The sequence below is a fragment of the Pandoraea sp. ISTKB genome (genome assembly GCF_001721285.1).
Lineage (GTDB): Bacteria > Pseudomonadota > Gammaproteobacteria > Burkholderiales > Burkholderiaceae > Pandoraea > Pandoraea capi.
In genome coordinates, this window is the sequence record NZ_MAOS01000072.1 from 37,124 (window position 1) to 56,645 (window position 19,522).

At 63.8% G+C, this 19,522-nt stretch carries 20 protein-coding genes; 4 read left to right on the forward strand and 16 right to left on the reverse strand.

The window, feature by feature from the left end:
• Nucleotides 1-340: 340 nt before the first annotated feature.
• A complete protein-coding gene (gene fliE, locus A9762_RS24070; RefSeq protein WP_069344507.1) occupies nucleotides 341-676 on the forward strand; it encodes a flagellar hook-basal body complex protein FliE in 336 nt (111 codons plus the stop codon).
• Nucleotides 677-758: 82 nt separating this feature from the next.
• Here the strand turns inward: fliE and A9762_RS29480 are convergent, their stop codons facing one another.
• The 12 genes from A9762_RS29480 to A9762_RS24125 all read right to left on the reverse strand — a co-directional run bounded on the left by A9762_RS29480 (nucleotide 759) and on the right by A9762_RS24125 (nucleotide 12,481).
• The gene (locus A9762_RS29480) at nucleotides 759-1,043 is read right to left on the reverse strand and encodes a type II toxin-antitoxin system RelE/ParE family toxin (protein WP_083254246.1); all 285 of its coding nucleotides are present in this window, start codon (nucleotides 1,041-1,043) and stop codon (nucleotides 759-761) included.
• Nucleotides 1,040-1,420 carry a hypothetical protein gene (locus A9762_RS24075; protein ID WP_069344508.1) on the reverse strand — a complete coding sequence of 127 codons (381 nt, stop codon included), beginning with the start codon at nucleotides 1,418-1,420 and terminating at the stop codon, nucleotides 1,040-1,042. Before A9762_RS24075 ends, A9762_RS29480 begins: the two co-directional genes overlap by 4 nt.
• Nucleotides 1,421-1,713: 293 nt before the next feature.
• The gene (locus A9762_RS24080; protein ID WP_083254247.1) at nucleotides 1,714-2,079 is read right to left on the reverse strand and encodes an EscU/YscU/HrcU family type III secretion system export apparatus switch protein; all 366 of its coding nucleotides are present in this window, start codon (nucleotides 2,077-2,079) and stop codon (nucleotides 1,714-1,716) included.
• Complete coding sequence (locus A9762_RS24085) at nucleotides 2,076-3,530, reverse strand: flagellar hook-length control protein FliK (protein WP_069344509.1); 1,455 nt, start codon at nucleotides 3,528-3,530, stop codon at nucleotides 2,076-2,078. Before A9762_RS24085 ends, A9762_RS24080 begins: the two co-directional genes overlap by 4 nt.
• Before the next feature lie 41 nt (nucleotides 3,531-3,571).
• Nucleotides 3,572-3,910 carry a flagellar protein FliT gene (locus A9762_RS24090; protein ID WP_069344510.1) on the reverse strand — a complete coding sequence of 113 codons (339 nt, stop codon included), beginning with the start codon at nucleotides 3,908-3,910 and terminating at the stop codon, nucleotides 3,572-3,574.
• The gene (gene fliS / locus A9762_RS24095) at nucleotides 3,903-4,337 is read right to left on the reverse strand and encodes a flagellar export chaperone FliS (protein WP_069344511.1); all 435 of its coding nucleotides are present in this window, start codon (nucleotides 4,335-4,337) and stop codon (nucleotides 3,903-3,905) included. The genes A9762_RS24090 and fliS overlap by 8 nt, the downstream gene beginning before the upstream one ends.
• A gap of 15 nt (nucleotides 4,338-4,352) precedes the next feature.
• A complete protein-coding gene (gene fliD / locus A9762_RS24100) occupies nucleotides 4,353-6,401 on the reverse strand; it encodes a flagellar filament capping protein FliD (protein WP_069344512.1) in 2,049 nt (682 codons plus the stop codon).
• Nucleotides 6,402-6,557: 156 nt separating this feature from the next.
• The gene (locus A9762_RS24105) at nucleotides 6,558-7,955 is read right to left on the reverse strand and encodes a flagellin (protein WP_069344513.1); all 1,398 of its coding nucleotides are present in this window, start codon (nucleotides 7,953-7,955) and stop codon (nucleotides 6,558-6,560) included.
• A gap of 513 nt (nucleotides 7,956-8,468) precedes the next feature.
• Nucleotides 8,469-9,128, reverse strand: coding sequence for a response regulator transcription factor (locus A9762_RS24110; protein ID WP_010807699.1), 660 nt, complete (start codon nucleotides 9,126-9,128; stop codon nucleotides 8,469-8,471).
• The gene (locus A9762_RS24115; RefSeq protein WP_083254248.1) at nucleotides 9,125-10,042 is read right to left on the reverse strand and encodes a sensor histidine kinase; all 918 of its coding nucleotides are present in this window, start codon (nucleotides 10,040-10,042) and stop codon (nucleotides 9,125-9,127) included. Before A9762_RS24115 ends, A9762_RS24110 begins: the two co-directional genes overlap by 4 nt.
• A 341-nt stretch (nucleotides 10,043-10,383) precedes the next feature.
• Nucleotides 10,384-11,817, reverse strand: coding sequence for a sensor histidine kinase (locus A9762_RS24120; protein WP_240493697.1), 1,434 nt, complete (start codon nucleotides 11,815-11,817; stop codon nucleotides 10,384-10,386).
• A complete protein-coding gene (locus tag A9762_RS24125) occupies nucleotides 11,810-12,481 on the reverse strand; it encodes a response regulator transcription factor (RefSeq protein WP_069344621.1) in 672 nt (223 codons plus the stop codon). The genes A9762_RS24120 and A9762_RS24125 overlap by 8 nt, the downstream gene beginning before the upstream one ends.
• A 282-nt stretch (nucleotides 12,482-12,763) precedes the next feature.
• On the opposite strand from A9762_RS24125, the gene A9762_RS24130 reads away from it, so the two are divergent.
• The 3 genes from A9762_RS24130 to A9762_RS24140 all read left to right on the forward strand — a co-directional run bounded on the left by A9762_RS24130 (nucleotide 12,764) and on the right by A9762_RS24140 (nucleotide 15,722).
• Nucleotides 12,764-13,804, forward strand: coding sequence for an ABC transporter substrate-binding protein (locus A9762_RS24130; protein WP_277990376.1), 1,041 nt, complete (start codon nucleotides 12,764-12,766; stop codon nucleotides 13,802-13,804).
• 196 nt (nucleotides 13,805-14,000) lie between these two features.
• Nucleotides 14,001-14,834: an ABC transporter ATP-binding protein gene (locus A9762_RS24135; protein ID WP_069344515.1), complete on the forward strand. Its 834-nt coding sequence runs from the start codon at nucleotides 14,001-14,003 to the stop codon at nucleotides 14,832-14,834.
• Between the two features lie 9 nt (nucleotides 14,835-14,843).
• Nucleotides 14,844-15,722 carry an ABC transporter permease gene (locus A9762_RS24140; RefSeq protein ID WP_069344516.1) on the forward strand — a complete coding sequence of 293 codons (879 nt, stop codon included), beginning with the start codon at nucleotides 14,844-14,846 and terminating at the stop codon, nucleotides 15,720-15,722.
• Between the two features lie 123 nt (nucleotides 15,723-15,845).
• Here A9762_RS24140 and A9762_RS24145 read toward each other — a convergent pair whose 3' ends face one another.
• The 4 genes from A9762_RS24145 to A9762_RS24160 all read right to left on the reverse strand — a co-directional run bounded on the left by A9762_RS24145 (nucleotide 15,846) and on the right by A9762_RS24160 (nucleotide 19,401).
• Nucleotides 15,846-16,448, reverse strand: a complete 603-nt coding sequence (locus A9762_RS24145) for a YSC84-related protein (protein WP_069344517.1) — start codon at nucleotides 16,446-16,448, stop codon at nucleotides 15,846-15,848.
• A 427-nt stretch (nucleotides 16,449-16,875) separates the two neighbouring features.
• Nucleotides 16,876-17,292 carry a hypothetical protein gene (locus A9762_RS24150; RefSeq protein WP_069344518.1) on the reverse strand — a complete coding sequence of 139 codons (417 nt, stop codon included), beginning with the start codon at nucleotides 17,290-17,292 and terminating at the stop codon, nucleotides 16,876-16,878.
• A 42-nt stretch (nucleotides 17,293-17,334) separates the two neighbouring features.
• Nucleotides 17,335-18,153: a response regulator gene (locus A9762_RS24155; RefSeq protein ID WP_083254265.1), complete on the reverse strand. Its 819-nt coding sequence runs from the start codon at nucleotides 18,151-18,153 to the stop codon at nucleotides 17,335-17,337.
• A gap of 135 nt (nucleotides 18,154-18,288) precedes the next feature.
• Nucleotides 18,289-19,401 carry an ATP-binding protein gene (locus A9762_RS24160; protein WP_069344520.1) on the reverse strand — a complete coding sequence of 371 codons (1,113 nt, stop codon included), beginning with the start codon at nucleotides 19,399-19,401 and terminating at the stop codon, nucleotides 18,289-18,291.
• Nucleotides 19,402-19,522: the final 121 nt, after the last annotated feature.

Sequence of the window (19,522 nt, forward strand, 5' to 3'; positions counted from 1 at the left end):
TGCGACAGAATTCTCCGGGTACGCTTGGCATTGCGCTCACGTCCCTGGGGGGCTTAAGGATTGGAAAGAATCCTGTTGCCGGTGCGCACGATGCCGATGGTCCTGATTATTCGTTGACGAATGTGGAATCGTTCTGAGGATTAGGCGGGTCTTTTCCCGTTAATTAGGCTATTGAGGGCTTGCCAAGCGGTGGTAAGCTCCGACGTGACTGATAAAAGGCATACCGGCGGGGTTGGCGCGAATTCGAACCCATTCGCGTGACTGGCGGGGTGCCGACGTCGTTTTTACCGCTTCAGGCATCTTCATCGCATCGTCGACGAGACAAGCAAGGACAAGGATCATGGCCATTCCGGGGATCGAATCGGTACTGCAAAAGCTGGGCGGCGTAGCGTCGCAGGCGGCGGGCTCGATCATGGGCACGACGAGTGCCGGCGCGGGTTCCGTGTCGAAGACGGGCGGTTTTGCCTCCGAACTCGAAGCGTCGCTCAAGCGCGTGTCGGCCTCCCAGCAGGGCGCCGAAGCGCAGGCACAGGCGTTTGAAATGGGCACACCGGGCGTGGCGCTCAACGATGTCATGGTCGATATGCAAAAAGCCAACATCGGCTTCCAGATGAGCCTGCAAGTGCGCAACAAGCTCGTTTCGGCCTACACAACCGTGATGAACATGCAGGTCTGATACCGAGCACCGAGCCTGCCGTTGCGGTACCCAGAAGCCCCGTCCGATGACGGGGTTTTTTGTTGCTTGGTGTGAATGGTGTCTAGAACCAGTTCCGTGCACCATGTAAAAGACGCATGATCTCGATACGCGGTGGATCCCTGCGATGACGATAAATCGCGAGATAGGGCGTGCGTCGAACAAGGAATTCGCGAGTCCCCGTTACTCGGCCGAGACGGCCCAGGCTCGGATAGCGTTGCAGCCAGCAAATTTGTGCGGAAATCTCCTGAGATTGCCGCTTCGCCGCGGAAGCGTTTTTCAGGAGAAGGTATCTAAGCGCGTCATAACGTTCGTTTGCCGCGCAACGTGTCCAAAAAATCGGGATCACGCGTCGCCGCCCCCAATCAGATCCTTCGCAGCCGTTTCAACGTCCTCATTCGATACCCATTCCGTCGCAGGGTCGTCTGCTTCCAACAGGGCATCCTGAATGGTTTCCAGTACCCAGTTGTCATAGTCGATGGCGCTTCCCGGCGTTGATCCGGGAATGACCGAAAAGGTCAATACGCCCAAGGCATGCAGGAAATCCGAGGCGTCGCCAAGCGAAGAAAAGACCCGGCCGGTAGCAGATGCACCGTCGGTCAGTAATCGAAGCTCGTCTGCAATGATCACTTCAATACGCCAGTATTCACCTTCTGATACGACGAAGACACCGGAGCTGTCCCCGGTAACTCGATCAACAAAATCGTTACAGGAGAGCGTCGGCATGAGCGGGGCAGTGATATGTGACGTGCGGGAGTGCGCGTGCGGCAGACGGGTGCCTGCTGAGGCAGTGTGGTGCATAGTGGTCGGCAACGTAGGGGTCAAAGGGCGGGTGTTTCCGAAGAAACCCCGCAGACCATGCTATTGATCCCTTGGTTGCATGCGTACTGACGCCGAGCGCTGCTGCGAGCGCGGCTATTAAAAGCACTGAAAATTCAATTCACTAGAGAAAGCGCGCCAATAGTCGAAATCGGAAACTTCACGTCGCGCGTGCGATGGGTGACCTAGCGCCTGCGTTGTCAGGTAGACGGCGTTGGCGCTGGCGGTGTGGCGGACGCCGAGGCGTCGGTCGGGACTTCAGGCGGGAGTACGCCCGGCGGCAGCGGGGGCGGTTTGCCGCCACGGCCCGCTTCGAGCTTGTATAGCCAGGCAAGCAACTCGGCGACCGCCTGATAAAGCTGCGCCGGAATTCGCTGGTCGAGATCGACCTGCATCAGAAGGCTTACCAGCTCAGGCGATTCGTGCACGTACAGACCGTGCTCACGCGCTGTGCGCACGATCGTCTCGGCGAGCAGGCCGTACCCCTTCGCCACGACACGCGGGGCCGAATCTTTCGCGCCGTAGGCGAGCGCGACGGCCGTGCGACGCTCCGGTGGCAACGTCATGCGTTACCTCCGGCATTCGTTACGTTGGGCGTCTCATCGCTGACCGGGACCGGCAAACCGGCGACCTCGGTATCGGACATCGGCGCTTGTGCATTCGCACTCATCATCGCACCGACCGCCGACGCGGCATCCGACGCCTGCGCCACGTCATCGGCTTCGCTGAGCGCGCCAAACGACAACTGACTCGCTATCAGACCGACGGACGCCAACCGCTGACGCAAGTCTTCGCCTTCGTTGGACAGCACATCCGTGGACGCGCTCGAATCCGTCAGCAGCTTCGCCTGCAACTGCTGGCCCGACAGGCCGAGCGTGACGTCGATGGTGCCCAGCGACGGCAACGTCAGACGCAAATGCGTGTGCCATGTGGACGGCGCCGCCGCTTCGCCCGGCGCCTGCTGGCCTGCGCGCTCCTCGACCTGCCACTCCATCGGCGCACCCGGCCACGCCATGCCGTTCCATTGGAACTGGGGATTGACCAGCATATCGAGCTGTTGACGCACGAGCGTCACGCTCTCTGCGGGCGTGTTCGCCACGGCGGCGATTGCCCCGGCGGCACCGTGCTGCTGCGGATTCGTCGCGGCATTGGCCCCCAGCGAAAGGTCTCCGCCATCATGCCCCGTCGGCAGCACACCGCTGGTCGTATGCGCCACGCTCGCGGCATGCGCCAGCGCGGTCGCGGTGTTGGGAAGATTGGCGCTCGCGCGCAAACCCCCGTCGGCAGCATCGGCGTTCGCCGCCTGTGCCGGTGCGCCCGGCGGGGCGGCCACCGGGTTCGCCGTGGCGGTCGGCAGCGTTAGCGCCGATGACAAGGTAGACGGACCCAGCGCCGGCCACCCCGTCGCCAAAGCCGCTTCGCCGCCTGCCGGTCCGAGCAGGCGCGTGAGTGGCCCCGGGCCCGGCAAGGTGGCGTCGGCGCCAGCGGCACGCAACTGTGCCGCCAGATTGGCCGAAGCCGGCCAGCGCAACTGGGGCTCGGCCTGCAATTGTTCGAACGAACGGCTGCCCGACGCCCATTGCGACAGATGCGATTCATAGAACAGCCCGCTCGTCGACAGCGCTTCCTTGAGCGCTGCGGCGACCAGCGGCGCAAGCGCCGGGGCGCCGGTGCCGGGGGCGGCCGGCCACACCGGCACGCTCGCCTGCACGGGGCCGGGCGAGTCGGGGGCGAGACGCAGAATGGTATCGATGGTGCGCGCTGCCGCCGAGAGTGTCGCCTGCTGGATCGGCGTGGGCGCGCGCGCCGCGGCTTGCGACGTCGCATTGCCCAGGGCAACCGCAGTGGGGGAAGTCTTGGTGGCGAGATCGCCGAGCGCGGAGGTGGCGTCGCCGGACGGCTGCGAGCCGGCAATGGCGTTGGGGGCCGTCGTCGAGGAGACGCCTTGCCCCATACCGAGCAACGAGTCGAGCCGCCGGGCGAGCGTCGTGGCCAGAACCGAGTCGAGACCGGCCATGCCTTACTCCGAGATGCGGACGACGTGACGCGCGTCGCGCGTCAGGCGCCCAGGTTCAGGCCGTAGACTTCGTGCAGGGCACGTTGACGGCGCGTGCTGTTGATCATGGCGTCGAGGTGCGCCAGGTGCGGTACCGCGAGATCGCGAATGGCGGCGTCGTCAGCCAGAATACGGCGGATGATCGCGTGCTTGCGCGAGCGCTCGTCGTCCGAGAGCGGCAGGTCGGCGTCGAGCTGCTTGATCGAATCGACCTGCGCACGATACTGCGTCTCGAGGTCGATGAGGGCATCCCAGTCGCCGTCGCGCGCCACGCCGAGCATACGCTCCGTGAGGCCGGCAATACTTTCGTAACAGTTCAGCAAAGTCGTCGCTTCATTCATAGCGCACTCCGGTGCCCGCCTGAACGGCGGGGGCACCCGTGCCGGTGCTCGGCGCGATCGCTCGCCAGGCCGATGCAATCGTCTCAAGCAGGGTGTCGACTTCTTGTACCTTGGCGACATCGTTCTCGAGATTCGCTTCGAGCAGACGTCGTCCCATGTAGTCGTAGAGATCACGCAAGTTGCGCGACAGTTCCCCGCCGACTTCCATATTCAATCCGTCGCGCAATCCGCCGATGATCTCGATCGCTTTCGAGATGGCCTGGCCGCGTTCGACGATGTGGCCGGCCTCGAAGTGGATACGAGCTTTGGTGAGCGCAGCCTTGGCACCATCGAACAGCATCACGATGAGCTGATGGGGGCTCGCGGCGACGACGCCGGTTTCGAGCCCGACCTTGCGATACGCATTGGCGGCGTTCTGACCGTACATGTCTGTCTCCGCCGCTTACTTCGAGGACGACGACGAGGAGCCGCCGCCAAGCACCTGCTTCAGATAGTCGCTGGTGTTCTGCAGCTTGGCCATCGTGGCGTCCAGCGCCGTGAACTGGGCCAGATAACGGTTCTGCATCTGCGTCATCTGATCTTGCCAGTCCGATTCCTGCTGCTTGATCTGCTTGATCGAGGAATTCAGGTTGTTCGTCGCGCTGGTGACGGCGCCCTTGGCGCTCAGGAAATCCGTGACCTGCGTGTTGAGCAGCGAGGCGAAGCCTTGCGAGAAACCGATATTGCCGCGGCTGCCGGTGGCGGTGCCCGAGATCGTGAGCTTCAGCCCTTCGACCGGCGTGCCCGAATTGCCGGTCAAGGTCTGACCGCTGCCGGTTGCGCCAAAGCCGCCGATCGTGCCCACGACGTCCTTACCCGTCGTCGTGTTGTTGCCGTTGAACAACTGGTTGTACGCCGAGCCGCCGGTGACGACGACCTTCGAGGCCGAGCCGTAACGGTTCGACGTGATCGTCAGAATGCCGTTGTTCGAGGCAACCGAAACGCCGGACTGCGCGGTGGTGAACTTGCTGTTGCCGTTGATCGCGGCCTGGATGGCCGATGCCAGCTTGTCCTGCGTGTAAGTGCCCGGCGGAATCAGCACGCTGGCGATGTTGCCGTCGAGCGAGACCTGGAGTTCGTTGCTGCCGGCGGCGATCGTGGTCGTTGCGCCCAGCGTGATCGCGCCGGTCGTCGTGCCTTGCGTGGCCGCCTGCGAGATGTTGATGGCGTACTGGCCCGGCTGCGTCGCGTTCGACGAGCTGGTGAAGCTCACCAGCGAGTCCGTCGTCTGGCCGTTGGTCGCGAACAACGAGGCGAGCGCATTGAAGCCGTTCGGCGAGGACATCGCCTTGTTCAGCGCCGTCGTGTCGACGGAGAGCGTACCGTCCTTGTTGAAGCCCACGCCGACCTGCGCCAGCGATGCGAGGCCCGTCGAGCCTACGCCCGGCAGCTTGCCGTTGAGAATCTGGGTCAGGCGGTTCTGCACGAGCTGAACCGTCGAGTCGCCAATCAGCGGACCGTTGTTCGCGCCGTTGCCGGCCGAATCGAACGCGGTCAGCTTGCCGATCGTCGTTTGCAGCGTGTTGTAAGCCGTGGCGAACGACTGCACGGCCTGGGTGACGGCCGACGTGTTACGGCTCGTCGTGACCGTGGTCGAACCCGTCTTCGAGAGCGTGAGCGTGACGCCGGTGACCGACTTGGTCACGGTGTTCGTCGCACTGGTGACCGCCAGACCGTTGATGGTCAGGTTGGCGTTCTGCGCCGCGCTCGTTTGCGTGAGGTTCTGCGTGCCGGTCGGATCGTTGGCGAGCAGGTTGGTGACCGTGGGGTCGCCGCCGGCGGCCACATCGATCTTCATGCTCATGTTCTGACCCGTGGTCTTCGAGGTCAGCACGAGACGGTAAGGCGTGCCGCTGCCGTCGTTGACGATCGTCGCCACGGCATCGCCGTTCTGGGCGTTGATCGCGTCGCGAATGCCGGTCAGCGAGTTGTTGCTGCTGTCGATCGTCAGGTTGATCGGCGAGGAGCTGGCGTTGGCTGCGAAGCTCGCGCCCGTGTACTTGCCGTCGGTGAGGGTGCCGCCCGTGATCGTGCCAAGGGTAATCGTCACCTTGGTCGATGCGCCCGTGCCGATCGTGCTCGTCTGGCTCGAGAAGCCGGTCGTGGTCAGGCTCTGCGCCTGCGCCAACTGCGTGACGTTGATGCTGTACTGACTGACGTTCGCCGTCGAGTCCGCCGTGGCTTGAAGAATCGTGTTGTCGCCGACCGCTGCCGCCACCTGCAGGAACTGGGCGGCGCTGGAGAGCGTGCCAAGCGATGTCTGGAAGGCGGAGAGCGCCGATTGCAACTGGCCGATGGCCGAAAGCTTCGTGTTGTACGCCGCTTCCTGGTTTTGCAGCAGAGTGAGCTTGTTCGTGGCAGGCGTCATCAGACTCTTGACGAGTGCATTGACGTCCAGCCCGGACCCAATCCCAGGGGAGGAAATAGTGCCCGGTCCGTTAGAAGTTGCCATGATTTGCTCTCACTCCGTTGAATTGATCGTTACTACCTGGCCCGCTGGAAAACACGATGGCCTGTAAAACAGGCGGCGGCGGCACCGTTTCGCAGTGACGCCGCCGTCGACCCGGCGAGCTTGCGCTCACCGGGAGTGTCAAGCACTACTCCGCTATTACTGGAGGAGCTTGAGCACTTGTTGCGGCAGCTGGTTGGCTTGCGACAGCATCGAGATACCTGCTTGTTGCAGGATCTGCGAGCGGGTCATGTTGGCCGTTTCCGCTGCGTAGTCCGTGTCCTGAACGCCCGAACGTGCCGAGGTCAGGTTTTGCGTCGTCGCCGACAGATTGCTCACGGCCGACTGGAAGCGGTTTTGAATAGCGCCCAGCGTTGCGTTGAACGAGTCAGCCGTGCCGATGGCGGCGTCGATCTGAGCGACCAGCTTCGTTGCCGAGTCAGCCGTCAGTGCGTTAGCCGTCGAGAGGCTGCCGCTCACTGCCGAGCTGCCTGCTGCAACACCGATCTGGGTCAGCTTCGCTGCCGTGCCCGACACCGTGAAGTTCTGGCTCGAAACCAGGTTCAGCTTGCCGGTCGAGTCGACGAATGCCGTCACGCCGCTGCCGCTGGCGCTGATGGCGTCAGCCAGTTCGCCAACCGACTTGAACGTGCCGGTGATCGACGTCGCGGTGGTCGCACCGGCTGCCTTGATTTGCAGGTCCGTGCCCGACAGGGTCAGCGGCGACAGCGCCGTCTTCACGCCCGTCGACGAACCCGTACCCGTCGTTGCCGCCAGGGTGGCCGGCACGGTGATGCCGGTCAGACCCGTCGTCGTCATGTTGATGGCGGCGGCGGTCGTGTTCGTGAAGTCGATTTCACCGGTCGTCGCGTTGGCGGCGGCGATGTTCGTGCCAGCGGCGGTGTTGATCGCAGCGGCCAGGTCGGCAGCCGTGTTGTACGTGCCGCTTGCCACTGCCGTGCCACCGACCGAGATCGTGTTGGCAGCGTCGAGCGTGATCGAGCCGAACTTGGCAGCCGTCGTTGCCGTTGCCAGCGCAACGCCACCGATCGAGCTGGACGACATGTTCTGCGTCAGGCTGACCGAGATGTTCTGGCCGGCGTTGGCGCCAACCTGGAAGTTCGCCGTACCCATCGAGCCGTTGAGCACCGACAGACCGTTGAACTGGGTTTGCTGGGCCGTACGGGTGATTTCCGACAGGCGTTGCTGAACTTCCTGGTCGATAGCAGCACGGTCCGACGCCGAGTTCGTGGCGTTGGTCGCTTGCACTGCCAGCGTGCGGATACGTTGCAGGTTGTCCGAGATCGACGACAGGCCGCCAGCGGCGGTCTGCACCAGCGAGATGCCGTCGTTGGCATTGCGCTGGGCTTGCGTCAGACCGTTGATCTGCGACGTCATACGGTCGGTAATGGCCAGACCGGCGGCATCGTCAGCGGCGCTGTTGATGCGCAGACCCGACGACAGACGCGTGATCGACGTTTGCAGGGCGGACTGCGACGTGCTCAGGTTACGCTGGGCAATCGTCGAGAAGATGTTGGTATTGATGACAGATGACATTTAGCCACTCCTTTCCCAAAATTTTTTGGCTCCGGCTTAAGCGCCGTAACTTTGGCTCACCAGCCAATCGCCGAAAGCCGCCGTTGTAGGGGATATCGGACGCCCTTTGGGAAAATTTAGGGTGGTTTTGCAAAATGCTTCGACCGCCCCCTTCGACTTGGCAGGTCGATGTCGGAAAAACGCTATCGGGCCAGTCTACGAAATTCCTCCACGATTGATCCATCAAGGAAAGGGGCAATCTGCCGCCTATTCTTGTCCTGTAAGGCTCGGAGAGGTGAGGGTGTCGCCGTGGCACCCGGTCGGACGGCAAAGAATTCTCAAGCCGTGACGCCCGTCGGCGGGCGTCGAAAATATTTTTCCGACGCTGTGAAAATTCTTCGCAAGCGCGGTGAGCGGTGAGCGAAATGCAAGTGGCCCGCATCGGCGGGCCACGAAGTGAGTACTTAGTTCTAATGATTCCCGGAGGAATCTCGCAGGAAATGTGGCGGCGCTGTGCCGTGAGCGTTCAGATGCTCAGGCGCAGACCGGTCCCATCTCGGCGCTGACCAGACCGTGTTGCATGACGTAATACGTCAGCTCGGCGTTGTTGTTCAGGCGCATCTTTTCCAGCAGGCGCGTGCGATACACGCTCACCGTCTTGACCGAGAGCGACAAGGCGTTGGCAATGTCGGTCAGGCGTTTGCCCGAACCGATCATGCACAGCGTCTGGTATTCGCGGTCGGACAGGCGTTCGTGCGGCGGCTGATCGGCGTCCGGGCCAAGGTAGTCGGCGAGCGTCTCGGCGACCATCGGGCTCACGTACTTGCGGCCCGCCGCGACCTGACGAACGGCCGAGACCAGTTGCTGGGCGTTCGAGCGCTTGCTCAGGTAACCGGCGGCGCCGGCCTTGAGGGCGCGCAGGGCAAACTGCCCTTCGCCGTACATGCTGAAGATCATGATCGGCAGGCGCGGGTGTTTGCGGCGCAAGGTCTTGAGAATCTCCAGACCGTTCGTGTCGGGCAGCGAGATGTCGAGCAGGACGATGTCCCACTGGGCTGCGTCGGTCATCTCCAGCGCTTCTGCGCCGCAGTCGGCTTCACCGATGACGGCGATGCTGCCGCTATCGGAGAGCAATTGCCGGACGCCCTGGCGCACGATGGCGTGGTCGTCGACGATGAGCACTCTAAGCGTCATGATGCGTATCCAAGAAGAGCAAGCGATTCCGGGCCGTGCTGGCCGGTCGGGGCAGGCAGGATCTGATGCCAGGGAAGTCGTGCGCTCACGAGCGTCCCCGATCCTTGAACACTGCCGATACGGAGCATGCCGCCGAGCGCCGTGCAGCGCTCGCGCATGCCAACCAATCCGAAATGTCCCTGCTTGCGACGCGCGCCGCGAGCGAGCCCGCAACCGTCGTCGGAAATCGTGAGTTTGAGTGAACGGTGGCTGCCATCGAGCGCCACCACCACGCGCGTGGCGCGGGCATGGCGGGCGACGTTGGTCAGCGCTTCCTGTGCGATGCGATACAAGGCGAGCACCGCGTCGGGTGTGAGGTTCGCGACGCGCTCGCGCGTCACGTCTTCGCAACGCCAGATGCACGTGAGACCGCTTTGCTCGCCGAAGCTGCGCAACCAGGCGCGCAGCGAGACGACGAGACCCGCGTCGAGCGCGGGCGGGCGGTTACGGCCGACGAGTTCGTCGGCGGCATCCTGTGCGGCATTGGCGACATGCTGAATCTGGGTGCAGAAGGATTGCCATTCGGCGGCGTCCGCCGGCGCGCGGGTCGCCAGTCGTGCCACGACCATCTGCAATGCGGTGAGATGCGCGCCGAGGCCGTCGTGCACTTCCTGCGCGAGACGCGTGCGCTCGGCTTCGCGGGCCGCGTCGATCTTGCGGGCCACCGATTGAGCGAGCGGCCGGGGCGATGTCTTGGCGGGCTTGGCCGGTGCACGTGCGGCACGCGAGGCCGGCTCTGCCGGGAGCGCACCTTCGCAGGCGGCGGGCTGATCCATGACCGATGTCTGCGGCGTCGTGGCGCGCGTATGCAGCGCGTCGTCAAGCGACACGCGACGTCTCGCAGCCTGTGCGGCAGGATCGACGAGAAACGGCATGGAGGCAAATCCCTGAGAGAAAAAGTCCCGTGCCGCAACCCACGCGGCGAGACCCAGATTCAATTTAACAAACTTTACATTTCGTCACAATTACACGCGGCGGGTACCCGCATGGTTGACAGAGATGCGTAACTATTTGATTTGGATCAAGAAGTTTTCGCTTGCTTGAGGGGATTTCTATGAAGACCCCGAATATATCAGGGTTTGTCCTAGCGCATCCAGTCGAGCGTATGTTTCAAACGACATTCTCGGTCCAAAACGGTCATAACGCCTGAATCGACGGCGTTATTTCATACGATTGTTATTTTCTTTCAGACGAGAGCACGGGTATACCACGCGCTTCATCGGTGAACTGCTTCTCGTGACGTGCCCGATGAGACGTTGCTTTCGGTCTCCGAATCTACGGGGAGCGTCACGGTGACGATGAGTCCGGGGCCACCGGTCTCACTGTCACCCGGTGCGAGCGTGACCGTGCCATGACTGGCCGCCACGATCTCCTTCACGATGGCCAGTCCCAGACCCGTGCCGGGCTGACCGGGCGGCGCGTTGCGATAGAAGCGTTCGAACACGCGCGCACGCGCCTCGGCCTGAATGCCGGGCCCGTCGTCGATGACGCGCAGGCGGGCAGTGCTGTCGTGACAATCGATAGCAACCGTCACGCGTCCACCCTCGTGGATATAGCGGATCGCATTGTCGACAAGATTCATGACCATCGCATGAAACAATTCGCCATTGCCCGCCACCCACACGTGCGCCTCGGTGGTTTCCAGTCCCAGATCGATATCGCGTCGCTGCGCCAGCGCAACGAGTTCTTCCAGCACCCCGGCCGCTACGGCCACCAGATCCACGCGCGAGCGCGAGAACGCCGGGGTGTCCGCTGCCTCGGCCTGCGAGAGCAGCAACAACTTGTTCGTCAGATCGGCCAGCCCCCGGCTGCTCGTCTGCATGGCCGCGAGCACGTCGGCCAGCGCGGCACGGTCGTCGAGCTGCGCGGCGAACTGCAACTGCGTGTCGAGCAGCGTGAGCGGCGTGCGCAACTGATGCGCCGCATCCGCCACGAAACGTCGCTGTTGCTGCGCCTGCACCGACAACCGTTGAATACACAGGTTGATGGCGTCGACGATGGGCCGCAACTCGGTCTGCAACTGTCCCGCGCGAATCGGCACCAGCTCCTGCGGCGCGCGTCCGGCGACTTCGTCCTTGAGTCGGATGAGCGGATGCAGCTCGACCGTAAGTCCAATGAGCACCAACACTGCGGCCAGCGCTGCCATGGCGATCTGCCGGTGCAGCGACGGCTCCCACAACTGCGCGAGCATCTCGTCTCGGGCATGCATCGTCTCCGCGACGATCACCGCGACCCGATGGGGCTTGCCCGAGTCATACATCGTACGCACGAAACTGATCGCGCGCAGCGGCTCTCCATTCACTGTCACGTTCGAATAAGTCGGCACTGTCGCCGGAAAGAGCGGCGGATGCGGGAAGTCGGGCGGGCCGGCCAGCAGTCGACCGTCTTCGGTAATGACCTGATAGAACACCCGGTCGCGCGCCGGCGATGCGAACAGCTCCAGCGCAGAAGGCGGCACGACCGCGCGCAATGCGCCGTCCACCCAGGCGAGTTCGCCGGCGATCACCTGCGCGGACGTGAGCAGTGCCCGGTCCTGAACGAGTTCCGCCGTGTCGTGGGCGCTCCGATAGGCCAGCCACGCGCTCGCGCCGATATACAGCGAGAGCGGCAGCATCAGCCACATCAGCAACCTGACGCGAAGGCTAAGCATCTTTCTCGCGCAGCAAGTACCCGAGCCCGCGCAGGGTCATGATCGCGGCCCGGCTCGCTTCGAGTTTCTTGCGAAGACGGTGGATGTAGATTTCGATGGCGTCGGCACTGGGTTCGTCGTCGAGACCGAAGACGCCGTCGACCAGCGCGCTCTTGGCCACGGTCTTGCCCTGCTTGCGCATGAGAATTTCAAGCACCGCGTGTTCGCGCGACGGCAATGCCAGCGGCGCGCCGCCGATCGTGAACTGCCGCGTGCCCGCGTGATAGCTCAGATCGGCGCAGACGAGGTCGGCGCTCTGTTCGGGCGCATGACGACGTGCGAGCGCCTTGACCCGCGCGATCAACTCGCGCACTTCAAAGGGTTTCACGAGGTAGTCGTCGGCCCCGGCGCCCAGACAGTCGACCTTCTCGTCGACCGAGCCGCTGGCCGTCAGGATGATGACGGGCACGTTGTTGCGCCGCTCGCGCAGCCGTCGCAGCACGTGTTTGCCGCCGAGCTTGGGCAGCATGAGATCGAGCAGCACCACGTCGTACGTTTCCGTTTGCAGCAGACGATCGGCAGCGTCGCCGTCGCGCGCGGCGTCGACGGTGAAGTTGTCGTCGCGCAGCATGCGGGCGAGCCAGTGGGCCAGAGTCTCGTTGTCTTCGATCAGCAGCAGTTTCATAGCGGGAAAGCAGAATGCGACGGCGAGTGTGCCCGCGTAATGCAAGCGCGCCAACAGTGAGCGCGCCAACAGCGGGTAAACACCCATGAGCGGGGGATGAAAACCTGCATGTCGCGAAAGCTTGATGAAAGCTTCGCTTTTCTACAATTCGTGACAAGGCAGAGGAAACCGTACCCAACACCATGGACCGCTGCCCGGGCCGCGTGTATCGCTCACGTCAGGCCGGCCGACGCCGCCAACGGCAGCTCGAGCCATTATCCCTAAAACGATGGAGACACCACAATGCGAGCAAGCCTTGGCGTGCGTGCGCCGAAAGCCTTCGTGAAACCCCTTCTGGCCGCTGTCGTCGGCGCGTCGCTGGCGCTGGCCGCTGCACCGGGTTTCGCCGCCGATAACGGCAAGATCACGATCATGGTGGGCGGCATCACGAAGATGATCTATCTGCCGGCCAAGCTTGCCGAGCAGTTGGGTTACTTCAAGGAAGAGGGCCTGAACGTCGAACTGCTGTCGCAGCCCGCGGGTGTCGACGCCGAGAACGAACTGCTCGCCGGCGCCGTACAGGCCGTGGTCGGCTTCTACGACCACTCCATCGACTTGCAGAGCAAGGGCAAGGAGATTCAGTCGATCGTCGTCTTCGGTCAGGTGCCGGGCGAGGTCGAACTGGTCAACGCCAAGAGCAAAGACACCATCAAGAGCATGGCCGACGTGAAGGGCAAGACCCTTGGCGTGACGGGGCTGGGCTCGTCGACGAACTTCCTCACGCAGTATCTGGCGGCCAAGCACGGCCTGACCTCGGCGCAGTACTCGGTGCTGCCGGTCGGCGCGGACAACACGTTCATCGCCGCCATCAAGCAGAACCGCATCGACGCCGGCATGACCACCGAGCCGACCGCTTCGCAACTGATCAAGACGGGCGACGCTGCGGTGCTCGTCGACATGCGCACGATGGAAGGCACGGTGGCCGCGCTCGGCGGCGCTTACCCGGCGTCGAGCCTGTACGTGCAACGCGCGTGGCTCGACAAGCACAAGCCGGAAGCCGCGAAGCTTGCCCGCGCTTTCGTGAAGACGCTCAAGTACATCAACACGCATTCGGCGGCTGAAATCACCGAGAAGATGCCGAAGGATTACTACGGCAGCAACAAGGCGCTGTACGTGCAGGCGTTGCAGAACTCGCTGCCGATGTACTCGCCGGACGGCCGCATGCCGAAGGACGGTCCGGAGACCGTGCTCAAGGTGCTCGCCGCGTTCAACCCGAACGTGAAGGGTAAGCACATCGATCTGTCGAAGACGTACACCAACGAGTTCGTCGATCAGGTGAAGTGATTCGCCGGTGCCGCGAACCCGATGATCCAGTTGACCCTGTAGTACCGGCGCGCGGTCCCCACGACGCGCAGCCCTTGATCCGTCCCTAAGCCAAGCACGACGCGACGCTGCCCGCACCCGACGACTGTCCGGTGTGCGGGAGAGTGTCGCCTCAAGAAACCGTAACGACCGTTCCGACGTCACCCAGGAGCCGGGCATGACCCAGACCATTACCCCCACGGCACCGGCACGCGCAGCAAGCGCCGTGTCGCGTGATACGCCCGCCATCGAATTCGACAATGTGTCGTGCCGCTTCATCTCGCCGGACGGTAAAGCCACCGTCGCGCTGCGCAACTTCAGCATGTCGGTCGCGCGTGGCGAGTTCGTCGCCATCGTCGGGCCGACCGGTTGCGGCAAGTCGACCACGCTGTCGATGATCACCGGGCTGCTGCGTCCGACCGCCGGCAGCGTGCGTGTGATGGGGCAGCCGGTCAACGGCATCGACCCGCGCATCGGCTTCGTCTTCCAGAACGACGCTGTCTTCCCGTGGCGCAGCGTGCGCGAGAACGTCGCCGCCGGCCCGCTGTTTCGCGGTCAGTCGAAAGACGCGGCCTACGCGCAGGCCGACGAATGGATCAAGCGCGTGGGGCTCGACAAGTTCGGCAGCCACTATCCGCACCAGCTCTCGGGCGGTATGCGCAAGCGCGTGGCGCTCGCGCAGACGTTCATCAACAACCCTGAAATCCTGCTGATGGACGAGCCGTTCTCCGCGCTCGACATGCAGACCCGCACGCTCATGCAGGACGAGCTGCTGCAACTGTGGTCGTCGACATCGGGCTCGGTGGTGTTCGTCACCCACGATCTCGAAGAAGCGATTGCGCTGGCCGACCGGGTGTTCGTGCTCACGGCGCGCCCGGCCACGTTGAAGAACACGTACACGATCGATCTGCCGCGTCCGCGCGTGATGTCCGAGATTCGCTACGAACAGCGCTTCATCGACATCTCCCGCGAAATCTGGGCGGACCTGCGTGAAGAAGTGAAGATCGGTTGAACCTTGGAGATGAACATGAGTGAACAGGCCGTGGTGGCAGGCATGGCGGGCATTGGCGACGCCGATCTCGCACGCGAGGAAGCGGCGGCGCAACGCCGCATCAAACAACGTCGGGCGCTGGTGGTGTTCCTGCGCGTGGCGATTCTGGTGATCGGGCTCGGCGGCTGGGAAGTGGCCGCACGCGTGGGCTGGATCGATCCGTTCTTTTTCTCGCAGCCGACGCTGATCGTTCAGCAGATCTACGACTGGTGTGTCGAGGGGACGTCGCAAGGGCCGTTGTGGACGCAGGTGCTCGTCACGCTCGAAGAGACGGTGCTGGGCTTCCTGATCGGCGGGGTGGCCGGGGTGATCTGCGGCATCGTGCTCGGCCGTAACAAGCTGCTCTCGGATGTCTTCAGTCTTTACATCCAGATCGCCAACTCGATTCCGCGCGTGGTGCTGGGCTCCATCTTCGTGATCGCGTTCGGTCTGGGCATGGCGTCGAAGGTGGCGCTTGCCGTGGTGATGGTGTTCTTCGTGGTGTTCGCCAACGCGTTCCAGGGCGTGCGCGAAGCCGATCGTTACATGATCGCGAATGCACAGATTCTCGGGGCGTCGCGCCGTCAAGTGACGATGTCGGTGGTGATTCCGTCGGCGCTGTCGTGGATTCTCGCGAGCTTGCACGTGAGCTTCGGCTTCGCGCTGGTGGGGGCCGTGGTCGGTGAATTCCTCGGCTCGAAGCAGGGCATCGGTCTGCTGATCTCGACCGCGCAGGGCGCGTTCAACGCGAGCGGTGTGTTCGCCGCGATGATCGTGCTGGCCGTGGTGGCGCTCGGGGCCGACTGGCTGCTGACGTCGCTGGAGAAGCGGTTGCTGAAGTGGCGTCCGGCGGCGTTCTCGAACGAGTAACGATCGGCGTGAACGGGATGGCCGAGGCATCGCGTCGGCCCCTGTGCGGCAATAAAAACAAAGCGGCGCCCCCTGTGAGGGAGGCGCCGCTTGTCCTTTGGAGACGATGGTGCTGCGCGGGCGTCAGATCTTGAGCTTCGTGACCTTCGTGCCTTCGATATTCAGGTTGGCCATCAGGCCGGCGTTGGTCATCACGATCACTTCCACCGGCGAGGTCGCGGTATTCAGGTCGACGGCGCCGTTCGCACCGATCTTGACCACGGCGACCGAAGCGTCGGCCCCGGCCGTCCAGCCATCCGTGCGCTGGAATTTGTCGAGCGCGTCCTGCGTCATGAACAGGAAGATCACGGCCTTCGACTGCGCGCCGATCTGCAAACCGAACGACGCGGTCACGGTGTTGTAGTAGCCCTGCGTGGCGCCGCCCACGCGCAGCGCGCCTTCGCCATACTCGCCCCCCACCACGAAGCCGGCTTGCAGCACGGACGGGAACACGAGCACGCCGCGCGCCTTGCTGACCAGTTCGCGCGAGCCCTTTACGGACGCGTACATCTTGTCGAGCGCCCCATTGACGGCGGCGTCGATCTCACGACGCTTGTTGACATTGGCGCCTGCGGCGTTGTCGCTCTTGTCGGCTTGCGACGGGGTGGTCGTCGTGCAACCGGCCAGCGCGAAGGCGGCAGCGGCAACAGCGACGGAAGTTTTCATCAGGAATTCGCGTTTTTGCATTTTCTCCCTCCGGAAAGCGTGTGCCGAGTGCAGCGATATTGCTGCCATACGGCGAACGGTGTGGATGCGGATAAAACGTCAGGCCGATGAGATCGCCTCTGAGGAGGCGGGGACCAGCGGCAGCTAAACGGACCATGAAGCGGACAATGAAGCGAATGCTGGGGACGGTCGTTCGGCATCCGATGGATGCCGGTGATTGCGGGTGGCAACGCGCGACGTCGATGTTTCGACATCGGCGACGGCTTCCTGATCGACCGGCCAGAGCGCGTAGCGTGTCGTTCACTTCGCGATTTCGCGGTGTCGCGAGCGCGGACGACTTTGCATCGGCGTGACGTCGATTATGCGGTCTCTATCGGTATTGTCAAGAAAATGGCGAGATAAGTTTCGTTAACTTGCCGCTATCTTTCGTCATATTGTAGGCATCCGCCTACGTGCACTCGCGCATGTATTGCTCTTTGAGCGCTTTGCGCGGGTTCGTGCGTGTAGGAATGTCGACGCGATTGCCCGCGGGCGAGTCGACACGTTGATCGCGCTTGTAAACCGGTTTGTCAGGTGTGCTGGCGATCTTGTCGGCGAGCGCCTTGCAATGCTCGCGCTTCGACGGCTCCGTTGCGCTGGCGGTCGCCTGTTGTGCGGCGGCCTGATCGCGGGCGGCTTGCGAGCATTGTTCGGGAGGAAGGGCGCGACCGACGCTGTCGAAGCACACCGGGGTTTGCGCCATGGCGAAGCCGCTGGCGCCGAGTAGTGCGCTTGCGACGGTGGCGTTGAGCAGTGATTTGAAGTGCGTGAGCTGTGAGCGGCGGCTCGGGAACATCGGGGGTGGCGTGGCGGTGCGGCGTGGCATCGACATTCTCCTCAATGGATCCCCGCTGTGGCGCGGGTGCGCCTATTCTGGCATCGCCGCAGCCGGATTGTCGATAGCCGCGACGACTTGCCGCGTGGCCGGCATCGCCGTGCCCGGACGATCCGTGCGCAACTCCAGCCGATAGCCCACGCCGTAGATCGAGCGCACGATCTCCTCGTCGGGCCGGATCGCCTGCAACTTGCGCCGCAGGTTCTTGATATGGCTGTCGACGGTGCGATCCGCGACCACGCGGTGATCGTCGTACATCCGGTCGAGCAGATGCGCGCGCGGGAAGGTCTTGTCGGGATGGCTGGCCAGCGTGGCGAGCAGGCGCAGTTCGACCGGCGTGAGCGGCAACTCGTGACCGTCGAGTTTCGCGTGATGACGCACGGCGTCGATCACCAGTGCGGGCGTTTGCGGGGCAGCCGCAGTGTTGGCGGTCGTGGCCACCGGCGCGGCGGCACCCCGCACGCGTCGCAGAATGGCCTTGACGCGCGCGACCACCTCGCGCGGGCTGAACGGTTTGCAGATGTAATCGTCGGCACCGAGCTCCAGACCCAGCAGACGATCCGTCTCCGCAGCACGCGCGGTCAGCATCACGATCGGCACTTCGGAGACTTCGCGCACGGCGCGGCACACTTCGAGGCCATCCATGCCCGGCAGCATCAGATCGAGCAGCACGAGACGCGGCTGCGTCACGCGCACCGTGGGCAGCACGTCGCGCCCGTCGGTGAGAATCCGGCAGGGCATGCCCGCTACGCGCAGGTACTCGGCGAGCAACGCGGCGAGCTTCGGCTCGTCTTCGACGATCAGGATCGGTGCGCTGTCGGCGAGTGCCGTCGCGGGCGGCGCCGACGGCATCGACGTGATGGACGTCATCGATGCGGCGACGGGCGACGCCGTCGACGACAGGGATACCGGCCCGGATGCGATCGCCGGGGACGAAACGGGCTGCGTGTGCGTAAGGCTCTGCATAGGGATCGATGGAAGGCAGGCTTAACTCAAAGTCGTCAGGGTCGTCAGGGCTTGGGTACTGAAACAGCTCGAGACCGCGCTCAGTGCGCAGGTCGATGAAGGGGTAGGGATGGCCGCGTCGTGATGAAGCGGCAACGTGATCGACAGCGCCAGTCCCCCCAGGGGCGAGTGTCGCGCGACGATCTGGCCGCCGTGCGCTTCGACGATGTGCTTGCACAGCGCCAGCCCCAGACCGGCACCGCCACTGCGCCGGCTGCGCGACGCTTCCACGCGGAACAGCCGCTCGAACAGACGGGGCAGCGCATCGTCGGGCACGCCGGGCGCGGAGTCTTCGATCTCCAGCCGTAACTGTGCCTGCGTCGACGACAAATAGACACGCACTGCGCCACCGCCGTCGGTATAGCGCAACGAATTCTCAAACAGGTTGCCGATGAGTTGCGTGAGACGGTGCAGATCGCCGTCCACGAAAAGCGTGTCGTCGGGAAGGTGCACGTTCAGCCCGATGCCCTTGGCCTCGAACCAGTCGCGGAAGGCGGCCACCGACGTCGCCACGCGCTCTGTCATATCCACTGGCGCGAACTCGTAGGTCAGCGCGCCCACGTCAGAGAGCGAGAGTTCGTAGAGATCGTCGATCAGCTTGGACAGTTGAGAAATTTCGACACGTAGCGATGCCAGGGCGTCCTGCGTGAGCGGGCGCACCCCGTCTTCCATCGCCTCGATCTCGCCGCGCAGAATCGAGAGCGGCGTGCGCAATTCATGGGAGATGTCGGCGAGCAGGTTACGGCGTACCTGATCGTTGCGCGCGAGCGTGTCAGACAGACGATTCAGGTCGACGGCCAGCCGGGCGAGTTCGTCTGCGCCGGCCGTGGGCGCGCGCACGCTGTAATCGCCCATCGCCATGCGGTGGGTGGCTTCCAGTAACGGTGTGACGGGCACGAGCAGACGTTGCGCCACGCGCAACGCAATGGCGCCGAGCAGCGCGATGCCGAGAATCGTCAGATACATCAGGTTGTCGCCGCGCAGCCAGCCGTGGCCGGTCATGGCGGCGCGCACGACGACCGTCGTGGCCGCCATCGTGACCAGGCCCGTCGCGAAGATCGCGAGGAACAGCTTGCGGGTGATGCCTGAGTTCATGCGTTCGGTGAGTCTCGCTAAGTGCAACGCCGGACAGCCGGACCGGACGCGCGGGTAACGACAGGGGAAACGGGGCTGATCCGGCGGGCGCGGACGCCCCTGCCAAGGTCGGCGCGCCATT